The following is a 13,781-nucleotide window of genomic DNA, read 5'->3' on the forward strand; positions in this document are numbered from 1 at the left end:
CTCCGGTGACGACCACGCGCCCCCGGATCCTGCTGGTCAGTCACTACTACCCGCCGCACGTCGGCGGCATCGAGAACGTGGTGCGCCAGGAGGCCGGCCAACTCGCCGCGCAGGGCGCCGAGGTGGCCGTGCTGACCAGCGGCGGGCGACGCACCGGGACGGTCACCGAGGAGGGCGTCCGGGTCGGCCGGATCGCCGCCTGGAACGGGATCGAACGGCGCACCGGCGTGCCGTTCCCGCTCCCCGCGCCCCGGCTGCTGCGCGAGGCGCTGCGACGGGCCCGCCGGGCCGACGTGATCCACGTGCACGACTGCCTCTACCCGACCTCCTGGGCCGCCTGGGCCGCCGCGCTGCTCACCCGGACCCCGCTGGTGCTCACCCAGCACGTCGGGCTGGTCGCGCACCCCTCGGCGCTGGTGCGCGGTGTGCAGCGGGCGGTGTACGGGGTGTTCGGGCGGGCGCTGCTGCGCCGGGCCCGCCGGGTGCTGGTCCTCAACGCGACGGTCCGCGCGTTCGTCCTGGCGCACGGCGCCCGCCCGGACGCGGTGCGACAGTTGGCGAACGGCGTGGACACCGCGCTGTTCCACCCGGCGGGTTCGGACGAGGAGGTCCGCAAGGCCCGCGCGACGTACGGGCTGCCGGAGGGACGGGTGCTGGTGCTCTTCGTCGGCCGGCTGGTCCCCAAGAAGGGGTACGACCTGCTGCGGGCCGCCGCCGGACCGGAGTACGACCTGGTCTTCGTCGGCACCGGCGGCGAGGGCGCGCCGGCGGACGCCGAGGGCGTGCACCACCTCGGCGCGCTGCCCCCCGAGCAGGTCGCCGAGGTCTACCGGGCCTGCGACGTCTTCGCCCTGCCCTCCACCGCCGAGGGCTTCCCGCTCACCGTCCAGGAGGCGATGGCCGCCGGGCTGCCGGTGGTCACCACCGACGACCCCGGCTACGCGCCCTACGCGCTGGACCGCGAGCGGGTCAGCCTGCTGCCCCGGGACGCCGGGCGGCTGCGCGCCGAACTGGCCGCGCTGGCCGCCGACGCCCCGCGCCGCGGGCTGATGGGGCGGTACGCGCGGGACTACGCCGAGCGGAGCTTCGGCTGGCCGGAACACGTCCGAGCACTGCTCGACCACTACCGGGCCGCGGGGGAGAGCGGATGAGGCGGGCGCTGACCGGGCCGGTACTGGACGTCGCGCTGGTGCACGGCCTGCTCGGCTGGCTCTACGTCGCGGCCTGGGCCGCCACCCGCCCCGACACCCTCTCCGGCTCGCTCACCTCCTGGCTGCCACTGCGCCGCGACACCTTCGGCGCGCTCTGCTTCGCCGTCTCCGCGCTGGCCCACCTGGCCCGCGGGCTGCGCGCCGAGCGGGTCCCGTGGCGGCGGGGCCGCGGCGACCGGACGGACGCGCTGCTGCGCACCCTGACCGGCTATCCGCTGCTGGCCTGGGTCTACCTCTGCGTCAACTCGCTGACCCATCCGCAGACCATCGACCGGCAGCTGACCCACTTCGCCGCCGTCCCGACCGAGGGCACCGCCGCGGTCGGCTGCTTCGCGCTCTCCGCCGCCGCGCTGCTCGCCCTGCGGCTGCGCGCCCGGCATCCCGTCACGGGAGCCGGCCGTGGCTGAACCCGACCAGGTGACGCGCAGCTCCTTCTACCTGCTGCTGGCCACCGCCGGCACGGCCGGCCTGGGCTTCCTGTTCTGGGTGGTCGCGGCCCACCTGTTCAGCCCGGCCCAGGTCGGCACCGCCACCTCGCTCACCAACGCGGTGTCCCTGATCGCCTACTTCAGCCTGTTCGGGCTGAACAGCACGCTGGTGCGGTTCCCCGCGCCGGGCGAGCTGCGGCACGCGCAGATCTGCCAGGCGGTGCTGCTGGTCTTCGTGGCCGGCTGCCTGCTCGGCACCGGCTACCTGCTCGGGCTGCCCTGGTACGGCGCGCGGCTGCTGGCGGTGCGCGAGGATCCGGTGCAGGCGGTCGCGCTGGTGCTGTTCTGCGCGCTCTCGGCGGTCAACCTGCTGACCGACGCGGTCTTCGTCAGCGAGCGGCTGGCGCAGTACAACACCCTGGTCGACGGGGTGCTGCAGGGCGCGACCAAGCTGGCGCTGCCGTTCGCGCTGACCGGGCTGGGCGCGTTCGGCATCGTCGCGGCGACCGGCGGCGGCTACGCGGTGGCGGTGCTGGCCTCGCTCTGGTTCCTCCGTCGCCGGCTGGGCCTGCGCCCGCGGCTGGTCGCGAGCGGCACCCGGCTGCGCGAGCAGCTGGGCTTCTCGGTCGCCAGCTACCTCTCCAGCCTGCTCAACCTGGCGCCGCTGCTGGTGCTCCCGCTGATCGTGCTGCAACGACTGGGCACCGAGGCGGCGGCCTACTACTTCGTCGCGTTCCAGATCGCCAACCTGGCCAACGCGGCCTCCTTCGCCGTCAGCGAGTCGATGTTCGCCGAGGTATCCGCCGACGAGTCGCGCTTCGCCGAGGTGCTGCGCCGCTCGGCCCGGCTGATCGCGCTGGTCCAGCTGCCGGCCGCGGTGGTGCTGGCGGCCGGCAGCGGCCTGCTGCTGCGGCTGTTCGGCGGCGCCTACCCGGCCCGGGCCCAGGCCCTGTTGGTGGTGCTGGCGCTGGGCACGGTCGCGGTGGCGGTGAACACCTGGTCCAGCTTCGCGATCAAGCTGGCCCGCCGGATGGCCCCGCTGATCTGGAGCAACGTCGTCTACGCGGTGGTCACCATCGGGCTGGCCACCGCCTGGGCCGGGCACGGGCTGGTCTGGTTCGGCTGGGCCTGGGGCCTGGGCAACCTCGCCTCCGGCCTGGTCGCGCTGGCGGCGCTGGCCCGGGTCCGGACCCGGCGGCCACGGCACGCCGCTCCCCGACGCATCCCCTCTCCCGAACGGAGCATGAGCCGATGAACGCCGTCCCGACGAACGCCGTCCCGAGGAGCGTGGTGGTCGTCAACGCCTACGTCCGCGAGAACGCCGGCGACGCCGCCCTGCTGGCGGTCTGTCTGCGGCAGGTCCGCGCGGCCTTCCCCGACGCCGAGATCACCGTCGCCGGGATGGAGGACCCGGCCGTCCACCCGGAGTTCGACGGCGCCGCGAACCTCGGCTCGATCCGCCGCTACGTCGCCGACGGCACGGTCTCCACCCCGCGCCGGGTGCTGCGCAAGGCGCTCGGCCTGGCCGCCGCGCCGGTGGCCCTGCTGCTGCCCCCCGCGCTGACCCGGCTGCTGCGGCCGCTGCTGCCCGCCGAGGTGCGCCGCGAGGCGGTCGCGGTGGCCGGGGCCGACCTGGTGGTGTCGATGGGCGGCGGCTACTTCAACGCCCGGCCCGGGCTGGACGGTTACCAGAACGTCTTCTACGTGGTGCTGCCGCTGCTGCTGGCGCAGCGCCGGGGCGTGCCGGTGGTGCTCGCGCCGCAGTCCTTCGGCCCGTTCCCGGCCCCGGCCCAGCGCCGACTGGCGGCGTACGTGGTGCGCCGGGCGGCGCTGGCGCTGGCCCGGGAGGACGTCAGCGTGGAGATCCTGGCGGACTGCGGGGTGCGCGGCAGGCCGGTGCGCCGCGCGGTGGACTCCGGCTTCGCCTTCGCTCCGCCACCGCTGACCGACTGGCGGACCCGGCTCGGGGTCGGGCCGGACGTGCCGCTGGTCGGGGTGACCGCCCGGCAGTGGCTGCCGCCGCAGGCCCAGCAGGCCTACGAACGGGCGCTGGCCACGACCGTCGACGCCGTCCGGGCGAGCGGCGCCGAGGTGGTGCTGATCCCCCAGGTCACCACCGACTACCTGGGCGACGACGACCGGATCGTCGAGCGCCGGATCGCCGACCGCTGCGCCACCCCGCCGCTGCTGGTCACCGAGCGGGTCGACTTCCGCGAGCTCAAGGGCCTCTACGGCGAGTGTTCCTACGTGCTGGGCACCCGGTTCCACTCGGTGATCTTCGCGCTGACCAGCGGGGTGCCGTGCATCGCGATCGAGTACGAGCACAAGACCCGCGGGATCATGCGGGATCTCGGGCTGGAGGAGTGGGTGCTGCCGATGCCCGAGGTCTCCGCCGAACGACTGGGCGCGCTGGTCGAGAAGCTGCACGCGGGCCGCGCGGAGTACCTGCGGGCGCTGGCCGAGCGGCTGCCGGGCTACGTCGCCCGGGCCGAGGAGCTGCCCGAGCTGCTGCGCGCGGTCACCGCCGGCCGGCCGGCGGGGGCCGCCGCGTGACCCGACGCACGATGACGCGGCCAACCGTGCTGCTGGCCACCCCGTACTTCCCGCCCGACACCGGTGGGGTCGAGCAGTACACCTGGCAGCTGGCCCGGCAGCTGCGGACCCGGCACGGCTACCGGGTGGTGGTCGCGGCGACCGCGAGCGACGGCGCCGGCCCCGGGCGGCACGAGGAGCCGGACGGCGTCGTGGTGCACCGGCTCCCGGCGCCGCTGCGGGTCTCCCGCACCCCGCTCGGCACCGGCTGGCGGCAGGCGCTGCGCGAGCTGGTCCGCAGCGAGGGGGTGGACCTGGTCAACGCGCACGCCCCGGTGCCGCTCTTCGCCGACGCCGCCGCCCGGGCCTGCGGCGACCGCCCGTTCGTGCTGACGTACCACACCGGCCGGATGCGCCAGGGCGGCCCGCTCTGGAACACGGTCTGCTCGGCCTACGAGCGGACCCTGCTGGCCGGCACCGCCCGCCGGGCCACCGAGCTGATCTGCTCGTCCGACTACGTCCGGGCCGACCTGGCGCGGCTGTTCGCCGGTCGGGCCACCACCGTCTCGCCCGGGGTGGACCTCGACCGCTTCGCCCCGAGCCCGCTCCCGGAGGCGCCGCTGGTGCTGTTCGCCGGCTCGCTGGAGCACGCGACCGGTTACAAGGGCCTGCCCGACCTGCTGCGCGCGGCCGCCCGGCTGGCCGGGAGCCTGCCCGGGCTGCGGGTGGAGGTGGTCGGCGACGGCTCGGCGGCCACCGACCACCAGCGGCTGGCGGACCGGCTGGGGATCGCCGACCGGGTCCGCTTCAGCGGGCGGCTCACCGGACCCGAGCTGACCGCCGCCTACCGCCGGGCCCGGGTGCTGGCCCTGCCGACGCACTACGACAGCTTCCCCACCGTGCTGGTCGAGGCGATGGCCGCCGGTCGGCCGGTGGTCAGCACCCGGGTCGGCGGGATCCCGTCGCTGGTCACGGACGGCGTGCACGGGCTGCTCACCGCGCCGGGCGACCTCGCGGGGCTGGCCACCGCGCTGCGCCGGGTGCTGACCGACCGGGAGCTGGCCGAGCGGCTCGGCGCGGCCGGTCGGGCCCGGGTGGCCGCCGACCTCTCCTGGCAGCGGCAGGCCGACCGGACCGCCGAGGTCTTCGCCCGCGCGCTGGAGCGCCGGCCGCGCCGGGGCGTGGCGGTGGTCGCGCCCTACTACCCGCCGAAGATCGGCGGGGTGGAGAACTACGCCGCCCGGATCGCCCGGGCGGTGGCCGACGGTCCCGGGCTGCGGGCCGCCGTGATCACCAGCAACACCGCCGGGTGGCGGACCACCGTCTCGGTCGAGGCCGGCCTGCCGGTGGTCCGGCTGGGCACCTGGGCGCGGCTCTCCAACACCCCGCTCAGCCCGCTCTGGCCGCTCCAACTCCGTTACTGGCTACGGAAGTTGGATGCCGATGTGGTCAACGCGCACGCTCCGGTGCCCGGGCTGGGCGACCTGGCGGTGGCGCTCAGCGGCGCCCGGCCGGCCGTGCTGACCTACCACGCCGGCTCCATGGCCAAGGGGCGGGCCGGAGTCGACCGGCTGATCGGGGGCTACGAACGGCTGCTGCTGCCCCGGGTGTTCGCCCGGGCCCGGGCGCTGGTGGCGGTCTCCCCGGTCTCGCTGGCGGCCGGGTGCGCCGGCGCGGTGCGCATCCCGCCGGGCGTGGACGTCGAGCGGTTCACCCCCGGCCCGCCGGTCGCCGAGCGGCCGCGGACCGTGCTCTACGTCGGCCGGCTGGACCGCAGCTCGGCCTGGAAGGGCCTGCCGGTGCTGCTGGATGCGTTCGCCGCGCTGGACGACCTGCCGGCGGCCCGGCTGCGGCTGGTCGGCGACGGCGACGCGCTGGACGAGCACCGCCGGCACGCCGAGCGGCTGGGGCTGGCCGACCGGGTGGTCTTCACCGGCGCGCTCACCGGCCGCGCGCTGGTCGCCGAACTCCAGCAGGCCGCGCTGCTGGTGCTGCCCTCACTGACCTCCGCCGAGTCGTTCGGGATGGCCCTGATCGAGGCGATGGCCTGCGGCACGCCGGTGGTCGGCTCGGCGGTCGGCGGGATCCCGCACGTGATCGCGGACGGCGAGACCGGGCTGCTGGTACCGCCCGGCGACCCGGCCGCGCTGGCGGCGGCCTGCCGGCGGCTGCTCACCGACGCCGGCACCGCGGACCGGTTCGGCACGGCCGGCCGCCGCCACGTCGTCGAGCACTACGCCTGGCCCGGGCTGACCGAGCGGTATCTACGACTATTCCGAGCACTGCCGCGCGGATGACCGGACGGTCGGACGGCGCGCCGCTCGCGCCCCGGCCCGCCCGCAGCGCGGCGATCGCCCCGCGCAACGCCGCGAGCGCGGGCTTGGCGCTGCCGTCGGCCCGGCGCAGGCCGTACCAGTTCTCGGTGCTGTCCGGCTGACCGTTCGCCGCCTGGCTGTCCCGGTCGGTGTACCAGATCAGCGCGCCGATGCCCGGGTCGGCGGCCGCGGTGCGCACCGCGTCGGCGGCGATCTCGGCCTGCCGGGCCTCGGTGACGTGCGTGGTGTCCGGGCCGATGTCGCTCGGCGCGCCGTCCGAGGCCACGCCCGGGCCGCCGGTCGGCGCGCCGACCTCGGTGATCCAGACCGGCAGGTCGGGGGTCCCGGCCTGGGTCAGCACGCCGCGCAGGCTCACCTTCGTCCGGTCGATCTGCTCCCAGGCGGTGCCGAAGCCGGTGGTCGCGCTGGGCAGGTACGGATAGGTGTACGGGTGGTAGCCCACCGCGTCGACGGCCCGGGTGCCGCCCTGCCGGGCCACCTGGGCCAGGAAGTCGGTGGGCGCGACGTCCCCGTCCTTGGTGCTGGTCGGGGCCAGGCCGCCGAGCACCACGAAGGCCCGCCGGTCGGCGTGCCGCAAGGCCGCGGAGGCCGCCTCGAGGGAGGCGGCGAAGGCGACCGGGTCGGGCGCGGGTGCCCAGAAGGCGGTCATGTTGGGCTCGTTCCAGACCTCCCAGTCGTGCACCCCGCGCGGCGCGTAGCGGCGGGCCGCCGCGGCGGCGAAGGCCGCGAACTGGGCCGGGTCGCGCGGGCCGCAGGCCGGGTCGGCGCAGCCGTCCGGGCGGGCCCAGGGCGGGGTGTCGGTGAGCACCGGAAGCACGGTCAGCCCACGCGCCGAGGCGGCGGCGACCACCCGGTCGAACAGGTGCCAGGCGTAGTCGCCCCGGCCGTCGTGCTGGATGTCGTCCCAGGACAGGTCGGCGCGGACCACGTTCGCGCCGACCTGCACCGCGGTGTCCAGCGCGGCGGCCAGGTCGGCGTCGGACATCCAGACCAGCCGGTCACCGTAGGCGATCCCGGTGATCGGCCGGGTCGGCGGCGGGGGCGACGGGACCGGCCGGGGGCGGGACGGACTCCCGCACCCGGCCAGCAGCAGGCAGAGCAACGCGCACAGCAGCACCGCCGACCGTCGCCGCCCCGGTCGCATCCGCCACCCCCTCGTCGCCGCAGCCGGCCGCGCGGTCAGAGCTCCTTGCGGAACGCCTCGGCCGCCGCCAGGAAGAGGTTGTTGCCCTCGACCTCGCCGATCGTCACCCGGACGCCCTCGCCGGCGAACGGCCTGACGATCACCCCGGCCGCGGCGCAGGCCGCCGCGAAGTCCATGGTCCGCTCGCCCAGCCGCAGCCAGACGAAGTTGGCCTGCGAGTCGGGAACCGTCCAGCCCTGGGCGGTCAGCGCGGCGGTCACCCGAGTGCGCTCGGCGACCAGCGCCTCGACCCGGACCAGCAGCGCGTCCTCGGCCCGCAGCGAGGCCACCGCGGCGTCCTGGGCCAGCTGGCTGACCCCGAACGGCACGGCGGTCTTGCGCAGCGCGGTGGTCACCGCCTCGTGCGCGACCGCGAAGCCGACCCGCAGCCCGGCCAGCCCGTAGGCCTTGGAGAAGGTCCGCAGCACGCAGACGTTCGGCCGGTCGCGGTAGAACTCGATGCCGTCCGGCACCTGCTCGTCGCGGATGAACTCGCGGTAGGCCTCGTCCAGCACCACCAGGATGTCGCCGGGCACCGCGTCCAGGAACCGCTCCAGCTCGGGGCGGCGGATCGCCACGCCGGTCGGGTTGTTCGGGTTGCAGACGAAGATCAGCCGGGTCCGCGGGGTGATCGCGGCCAGCATCGCGTCGAGGTCGTGCTCCTCGCCGACGGTCAGCGGGACCGGGACCGGGGTGGCACCGGCCACCTGGGTGATGATCGGGTAGGCCTCGAAGGAGCGCCAGGCGAAGATCACCTCATCGCCCGGGCCGGCGGTGGAGAGCACCAGCGACTGGGCCACGCCGACCGAGCCGGTACCGGTGGAGATGTGCTCGGCGGGGACGCCGAAGCGCCCGGCCAGCTCGGCGGTGAGCTCGTTGACCCCCATGTCGGGGTAGCGGTTGAGGCTGCCGGCCGCCGCGACCGCGGCCTCCAGCACGCCGGGCAGCGGCTCGTACGGGTTCTCGTTGGAGGACAGCTTGAACGCGTCGGCGCCGGCCGGCTTGCCGGGCTTGTAGGTGGGGATGCCGTCGAGGCTCGGCCGAAGCCGGGGGCCCTGTGCTGCCGTACCGCTCACGGTGATGCTCTCCATTCGTGGTCACTGGGGCCGGTACCCCGGTGGGGGCGTGGTCCCGGCCGGCCCGCGCCCCGGCGCGCTGTTGTGCGCCGGTGGCGGAACGCGGCGGATTCTCCCCGGTCGGGTGCCTAGCACGATACCGAGCACGCTCACCCGTAGGAGTGAGATGTCCGGCCCCGGTACCGATGCGGATCAGCCATTGTGCCTCGTTCGGATGGCGTATGTCAGAGGTAATCAGCCGAAATCAGACCCCTGATCCAAGGAGTGAGACGAACCGTGGTCATGGAGAAACGTATCTCCAGAGCCGCTTCGCGGACGGCTGCCCGGCCGCGCTCCAGCACCATACGATCGGTCAGCCATGACAGCAGCAGCCAACCAGAGCGGTCGGCGACCCACCACCTCACGACGTCTGGAACGGGCCGGCATCCGGGACGTGGCAGCAGCCGCCGGAGTGTCGATCACCACCGTCTCGGACGCCCTGAACGGGAAGGGCCGCCTGCCCGACGAAACCCGCAGCCGAGTGCGCGAGGTCGCCGAGCGCCTCGGCTACCGGCCGTCCGCCGCCGCCCGGACGCTGCGCACCGGCCGGTCCGGGCTGATCGGACTGACCGTCACCACCTATGGCGAGGAACCCTTCACCTTCACCGAGTTCGCCTACTTCGCCGAGATGGCCCGGGCCGCCACCAGCGCCGCACTGGGCCGCGGCTACGCGCTGGTGGTGCTGCCCGCCTCGTCCCGGCACGACGTGTGGAGCAACGTCGCCCTGGACGGCACTGTGGTGATCGACCCGGCCGACCAGGACCCGCTGGTCAGCGAGCTGTACCGGTCCGGGGTGCCGGTGGTCAGCGACGGCAAGCCGGGCAACTGCCCGGTCACCGCCTGGGTCGACAACGACCACGAGGCCGCCGTGCTCGGCATCCTGGAGCACCTCAGCGAGGCCGGCGCCCGCCGGATCGGCCTGCTCACCGGCACCAGCACCGACACCTACACCCGGCTCTCCACCGAGGCCTACCTCGCCTGGTGCGCCCGGGTCGGCCAGGAGCCGGTCTACGAGACCTACCCCGCGCACGACCCGGCCGCCGGCGCGGTCGCCGCCGACCGGCTGCTGGCCCGCCCGGACCGCCCGGACGCGGTCTACGGCCTGTTCGACCCGAACGGCACCGACCTGCTCGCCGCCGCCCGCCGCTACGGCCTGCGGGTGCCGGACGACCTGCTGCTGGTCTGCTGCAGCGAGAGCGACGTCTACGCGGGTACCGAGCCGCCGATCACCACCCTCTCGCTCAAGCCGCGACGGATCGGCACCACCGTCGTCAACCTGCTGATCGACGCGATCGAGGGGGTCGACTCGGGGACCGGAGTGGACACCGCCCGGCTCTTCCCGCCCCGCTTCCGCACCGACCGGGCCGGCCCGCCGCCCGGCACCCTGATGCCCACCGAGCTCATCGTCCGGGCCTCCTCCCAGCGCCGCAGCCCCCGAACCACCGTCAGCCCACCGCGCTCCCCGGGCGAGGTCTGAGCTCCCCCGGCCCCCGTCCGGGAGGCGCCCCCACGGCGGCGAACGGCCCGGCGGACGGACTGGATACCCACCGGGTGGGGACGACGGTGTAGCGGTCTTCCTATGATGGGCGAATGACTCCCGAGGACCGCTTCTCAGGGCCTGAACCGCACCACACGGGCCCCCACCCGCACCAGGACCTCGACGTGCTGCCGTACGGCTCGTACTTCGAGCCCAACCAGCCTCAGGAGTACCCGGGTTCGCCGGAGGACCAGCCCGACGAGCCGGACGCCGCCTTCCACGGCTACGGCGGCGCCCGCTACCTGGAGCAGCACTGGCCGGTGGCCGGGCACGAGGCCCCGCAGGCCGCCGGGTACCCGCCGTTCCAGCCGGTCGCGCGGACCGCCGACGACCCGCCGACCATCGAGCTGGGCCCGCCGCTCAGCCTCGAGGACAACCCCTACGCGGCCACCGTGCCGGCCCAGGCCACCGACCCCGAGCCGGTCGGCCCGCTCTACGTGGTCGGCGACGTGCACGGCTACCTCGACGAGCTGCTCACCGCGCTGCACCAGCAGGGCCTGGTGGACTCCGAGGGCCACTGGTCGGCCGGCCGGGCCCGGGTCTGGTTCCTCGGCGACTTCACCGACCGCGGCCCGGACGGCATCGGGGTGATCGACCTGGTGATGCAGCTGGCCGCCGAGGCCGCCGCGGCCGGCGGCTACTGCCGCGCCCTGATGGGCAATCACGAACTGCTCTTCCTGGGCGCGCACCGCTACGGCGACGAGCCGGTGCAGTCCACCGCCGGCACCGCCTCGTTCCGGGCCGCCTGGCTGCTCAACGGCGGGCAGCAGCAGGACCTGGAACGGCTGCAGGGCCACCACATCAGCTGGCTCAAGCGGCTGCCGGCCATCGCGCTGGAGGACGACCACCTGCTGCTGCACTCGGACACCACCGCCTACCTGGAGTTCGGCAGCTCGATCGACGAGGTCAACGACGCCGTCCACGACCTGCTCGCGGACGAGGGCGCGGACGAGTGGTGGGACGCCTTCCGCCGGTTCACCAAGCGCTTCGCCTTCCGTGGCGCGGCCGGCCCGATGGCGGCCGGCGAGCTGCTCGCCACCTACGGCGGGCACCGGGTGGTGCACGGGCACAGCCCGATCCCCTACCTCACCGGTGAGGCCAACGCGGACAGCGGCGAGCCGCCGTACGTGCCCGGCCCGTACATCTACGCGGACGAGCTGGCGGTGGCGATGGACGGCGGGGTCACCATGGAGGGCAAGCTGCTGGTCGCCCGGCTTCCGGTGGACTGAGCGGACAGGCAGGTCATCTGACGTCAAATCACCTGTACCGACCCCACCCGCACCCCTACCATCGAGGACACCCACTCCCGGGCCGTCACGCCCACCCCGCGCGACGCCGTCCACCGGTGGGCCGTCCACGTCCCTGACGGAGCGAACGGGGTCGTCATGACCTACACCCCGCGTCTGCGCGCCGAGGACCGACCGGACTTCGGCCGGACCCTCGACGCGGCACTGCGCGACCACGCCATCCGCACCGCGCTGCACGAGCGCGACACCGGGCCGACCTCCGAGCAGCTGCGCACCAGAGCACTGTCCGAGCAGGACACCATCGCCCGCGCGGCCGCCGACGAGTACCGCCACTACACCGAGCTGCGAGCCGGACTGCGGCAGTCCGCACCGCCCCGGGCCGAGGTGGACGCCCCCGCGGCCGAGGGGCCGGTCCGCGAGCTGCTCGCCCAGCTGCACCCCGCGAACGGCGGCGGCGGGCCGTGGCCGGTGCTCACCGTGCTGGTCCCGCTGCTGACCGCGGGTGCGGCGGTGGTCCTGCTGCTGCTCGGCTACGCCCTGCAGGCCGCCGACCCCCGGCTCGGCTACGCGCACGCGGTGCTGCTGGCCGGCTGGGCCGCCGCCGCGCTGGCGGCCGGCTCACTGCTGGTCGGCCTGGTCGGCCTGGTGCTCACCGCGCTGCGCGACAGCGCGGCAGGCCCGGACGGCGAGGACCCGGAGCTGCGCGCCGAGGTCGCCGAGGCCCGCACCGCCTGGCTCGCCGCACTCCGCGAACGCGGCCTGCTGCCCTACCTGCTGGCCAACCTGGACGCCGAACCGGCCGCCCCCCGGACCCCGGCACCGACTCCCCGACCCGCCGAGTTCACCTCCCCCGGCTACACCGGTGGCGGCTACGGCAGCCCCGGCTTCACCAGCCCCGCGGCGACACCCCCCGCGGCCCCCGCCGAGTTCACCTCCCCCGGCTACACCTCCCCGGGCTTCACCGGCCCCGACGAGGTCTGACTCCCGGGCCCCGATCCACCGGCTACGACAGATCGTGCGAGAAGTGCAACGCCACGATCGCCATCCGGCGGGCGTGGTAGAAGCGGTGCGCACCATGGTTCGCCACCCCGGAGTCGAGTTCGATCCGTACACAACCCGCCCGTCGGGCCCGGATCTCCAGCTCCTCGAAGAGCCGCGCGCCCACCCCCGTGGAACGCAGGTCGGGGGTGGTGACCAGGTCGTCCACCAGGAGCAGCCGGCCCCGGCTGGTGGTCAGGATCCGGTGCGCGGCGACCGCGACACAGCGTCCGTGCTCGTCGAACGCCCCGGTGAACACCAGCCCCTGCTCCTGGGCCTCGGCGGCGTAGGCGGCGAACTCGCGGGCGCCCATCCCGGGGCGCAGCAGCCGGATCAGCGGTGCGACGTCCCGCTCCAGCCCCGGGGCACCCGGCGCGACGTCAATCATGGTCAGCTCCACTCCGCCACCCTAGTGCGGCCGGACCACCGGTCCCGACCCACCACCCTCCTCCCGGCCCACCACCCGGCATAGGGTCGGGCGCATGGCTATCCCTCCCTTCCTGGTGGAACTGCGGGCCCTGGTCGGCACCCGCCCGCTCTGGCTCACCTGCTCCTCCGTCGTCGTGCTGGACGACGCGGGCCGCCTGCTGCTCGGTCGGCGGGCGGACACCGGTCTCTGGGCGCTGCCCGGCGGCATCATCGACCCCGGCGAGCAGCCGGCCGACGCCGCCGTCCGCGAGTGTTTCGAGGAGACCGGCGTGATCGCCGTCCCGGAGCTGCTGGCCTCGGTGAGCGTCTCCCCGCCGGTCACCTACCAGAACGGCGACCGGACCCAGTACATCGAGCTCACCTTCCGCTGCCGCGCGGTCGGCGGCGAGGCCCGGGTGAACGACGACGAGTCCCTGGAGGTCGCCTGGTTCGACCTCGACGCCCTCCCCGAGCTCGGCGCCGGTGACCGCGACCGGCTCAGCAAGGCCGTGGACGGCACCGGTCAGGCCGCGTTCACCTTCTCCGGCCTCCCCACCGTCCTCGGCGACGCCACCGACCCGGCCACCTGACCGCCCACTCGGCCGGCGCCACCGGGCGCCGGGGGGGGGGGGGGGGCGCCCCCCCCCCCCCCCCCCGTCCCCCCCCCCCCCCCCCCCGAGGTGCCCCCCGCAACGCCATCGGGGTGGGCGGCACATCACGACCCGTCCGCTTGCACAACACGGAGC

Annotated in this window: 11 protein-coding genes and 1 pseudogene; 9 read left to right on the forward strand and 3 right to left on the reverse strand. The window is 75.3% G+C overall.

The window, feature by feature from the left end; translation table 11 throughout:
* Positions 1–5 precede the first annotated feature (5 nt).
* The 5 genes from ACZ38L_RS04480 to ACZ38L_RS04500 are packed head-to-tail and all read left to right on the forward strand — an operon-like array spanning position 6 to position 6,468.
* The gene (locus ACZ38L_RS04480; RefSeq protein WP_465689147.1) at positions 6–1,151 is read left to right on the forward strand and encodes a glycosyltransferase family 4 protein; all 1,146 of its coding nucleotides are present in this window, start codon (positions 6–8) and stop codon (positions 1,149–1,151) included.
* Positions 1,148–1,618: a hypothetical protein gene (locus tag ACZ38L_RS04485; RefSeq protein ID WP_465689149.1), complete on the forward strand. Its 471-nt coding sequence runs from the start codon at positions 1,148–1,150 to the stop codon at positions 1,616–1,618. The genes ACZ38L_RS04480 and ACZ38L_RS04485 overlap by 4 nt, the downstream gene beginning before the upstream one ends.
* A complete protein-coding gene (locus tag ACZ38L_RS04490) occupies positions 1,611–2,894 on the forward strand; it encodes a lipopolysaccharide biosynthesis protein (protein WP_465689151.1) in 1,284 nt (427 codons plus the stop codon). The genes ACZ38L_RS04485 and ACZ38L_RS04490 overlap by 8 nt, the downstream gene beginning before the upstream one ends.
* Complete coding sequence (locus ACZ38L_RS04495) at positions 2,891–4,192, forward strand: polysaccharide pyruvyl transferase family protein (RefSeq protein WP_465689153.1); 1,302 nt, start codon at positions 2,891–2,893, stop codon at positions 4,190–4,192. The genes ACZ38L_RS04490 and ACZ38L_RS04495 overlap by 4 nt, the downstream gene beginning before the upstream one ends.
* Before the next feature lie 11 nt (positions 4,193–4,203).
* Entirely contained in the window at positions 4,204–6,468 is a 2,265-nt protein-coding gene (locus tag ACZ38L_RS04500; RefSeq protein WP_465689155.1) for a glycosyltransferase family 4 protein, read from the forward strand.
* A gap of 328 nt (positions 6,469–6,796) precedes the next feature.
* On the opposite strand, the pseudogene ACZ38L_RS04505 reads toward ACZ38L_RS04500, so the two are convergent.
* Both ACZ38L_RS04505 and hisC read right to left on the reverse strand, forming a co-directional pair.
* Positions 6,797–7,651: pseudogene (locus ACZ38L_RS04505) on the reverse strand (cellulase family glycosylhydrolase); the annotation flags it as partial.
* A gap of 35 nt (positions 7,652–7,686) precedes the next feature.
* Positions 7,687–8,781: a histidinol-phosphate transaminase gene (hisC, locus tag ACZ38L_RS04510; protein WP_465689157.1), complete on the reverse strand. Its 1,095-nt coding sequence runs from the start codon at positions 8,779–8,781 to the stop codon at positions 7,687–7,689.
* A 343-nt stretch (positions 8,782–9,124) separates the two neighbouring features.
* On the opposite strand from hisC, the gene ACZ38L_RS04515 reads away from it, so the two are divergent.
* From ACZ38L_RS04515 to ACZ38L_RS04525, 3 genes are all read left to right on the forward strand, one after another.
* Entirely contained in the window at positions 9,125–10,282 is a 1,158-nt protein-coding gene (locus ACZ38L_RS04515) for a LacI family DNA-binding transcriptional regulator (RefSeq protein WP_465689159.1), read from the forward strand.
* A 113-nt stretch (positions 10,283–10,395) separates the two neighbouring features.
* Positions 10,396–11,571 carry a metallophosphoesterase gene (locus tag ACZ38L_RS04520; RefSeq protein ID WP_465689161.1) on the forward strand — a complete coding sequence of 392 codons (1,176 nt, stop codon included), beginning with the start codon at positions 10,396–10,398 and terminating at the stop codon, positions 11,569–11,571.
* 156 nt (positions 11,572–11,727) lie between these two features.
* Positions 11,728–12,570 carry a hypothetical protein gene (locus tag ACZ38L_RS04525; protein ID WP_465689163.1) on the forward strand — a complete coding sequence of 281 codons (843 nt, stop codon included), beginning with the start codon at positions 11,728–11,730 and terminating at the stop codon, positions 12,568–12,570.
* 22 nt (positions 12,571–12,592) lie between these two features.
* Here ACZ38L_RS04525 and ACZ38L_RS04530 read toward each other — a convergent pair whose 3' ends face one another.
* Positions 12,593–13,015: a GNAT family N-acetyltransferase gene (locus tag ACZ38L_RS04530; RefSeq protein ID WP_465689165.1), complete on the reverse strand. Its 423-nt coding sequence runs from the start codon at positions 13,013–13,015 to the stop codon at positions 12,593–12,595.
* Positions 13,016–13,109: 94 nt separating this feature from the next.
* On the opposite strand from ACZ38L_RS04530, the gene ACZ38L_RS04535 reads away from it, so the two are divergent.
* Positions 13,110–13,625 (forward strand): NUDIX hydrolase, encoded by a 516-nt coding sequence (locus ACZ38L_RS04535; RefSeq protein WP_465689167.1) that lies wholly within the window; start codon positions 13,110–13,112, stop codon positions 13,623–13,625.
* Positions 13,626–13,781: the final 156 nt, after the last annotated feature.

This window comes from Kitasatospora sp. NPDC024654, from assembly GCF_055559155.1.

Excerpts from the sequence above, each read along its gene's own strand:
- ACZ38L_RS04485 (WP_465689149.1), top strand. The coding sequence starts at position 1,148 with ATGAGGCGGGCGCTGACCGGGCCGGTACTGGACGTCGCGCTGGTGCAC.
- ACZ38L_RS04495 (WP_465689153.1), top strand. The coding sequence starts at position 2,891 with ATGAACGCCGTCCCGACGAACGCCGTCCCGAGGAGCGTGGTGGTCGTC.
- ACZ38L_RS04500 (WP_465689155.1), top strand. The coding sequence starts at position 4,204 with ATGACGCGGCCAACCGTGCTGCTGGCCACCCCGTACTTCCCGCCCGAC.
- hisC (WP_465689157.1), bottom strand. The coding sequence starts at position 8,781 with ATGGAGAGCATCACCGTGAGCGGTACGGCAGCACAGGGCCCCCGGCTT.
- ACZ38L_RS04515 (WP_465689159.1), top strand. The coding sequence starts at position 9,125 with ATGACAGCAGCAGCCAACCAGAGCGGTCGGCGACCCACCACCTCACGA.
- ACZ38L_RS04520 (WP_465689161.1), top strand. The coding sequence starts at position 10,396 with ATGACTCCCGAGGACCGCTTCTCAGGGCCTGAACCGCACCACACGGGC.
- ACZ38L_RS04525 (WP_465689163.1), top strand. The coding sequence starts at position 11,728 with ATGACCTACACCCCGCGTCTGCGCGCCGAGGACCGACCGGACTTCGGC.
- ACZ38L_RS04530 (WP_465689165.1), bottom strand. The coding sequence starts at position 13,015 with ATGATTGACGTCGCGCCGGGTGCCCCGGGGCTGGAGCGGGACGTCGCA.
- ACZ38L_RS04535 (WP_465689167.1), top strand. The coding sequence starts at position 13,110 with ATGGCTATCCCTCCCTTCCTGGTGGAACTGCGGGCCCTGGTCGGCACC.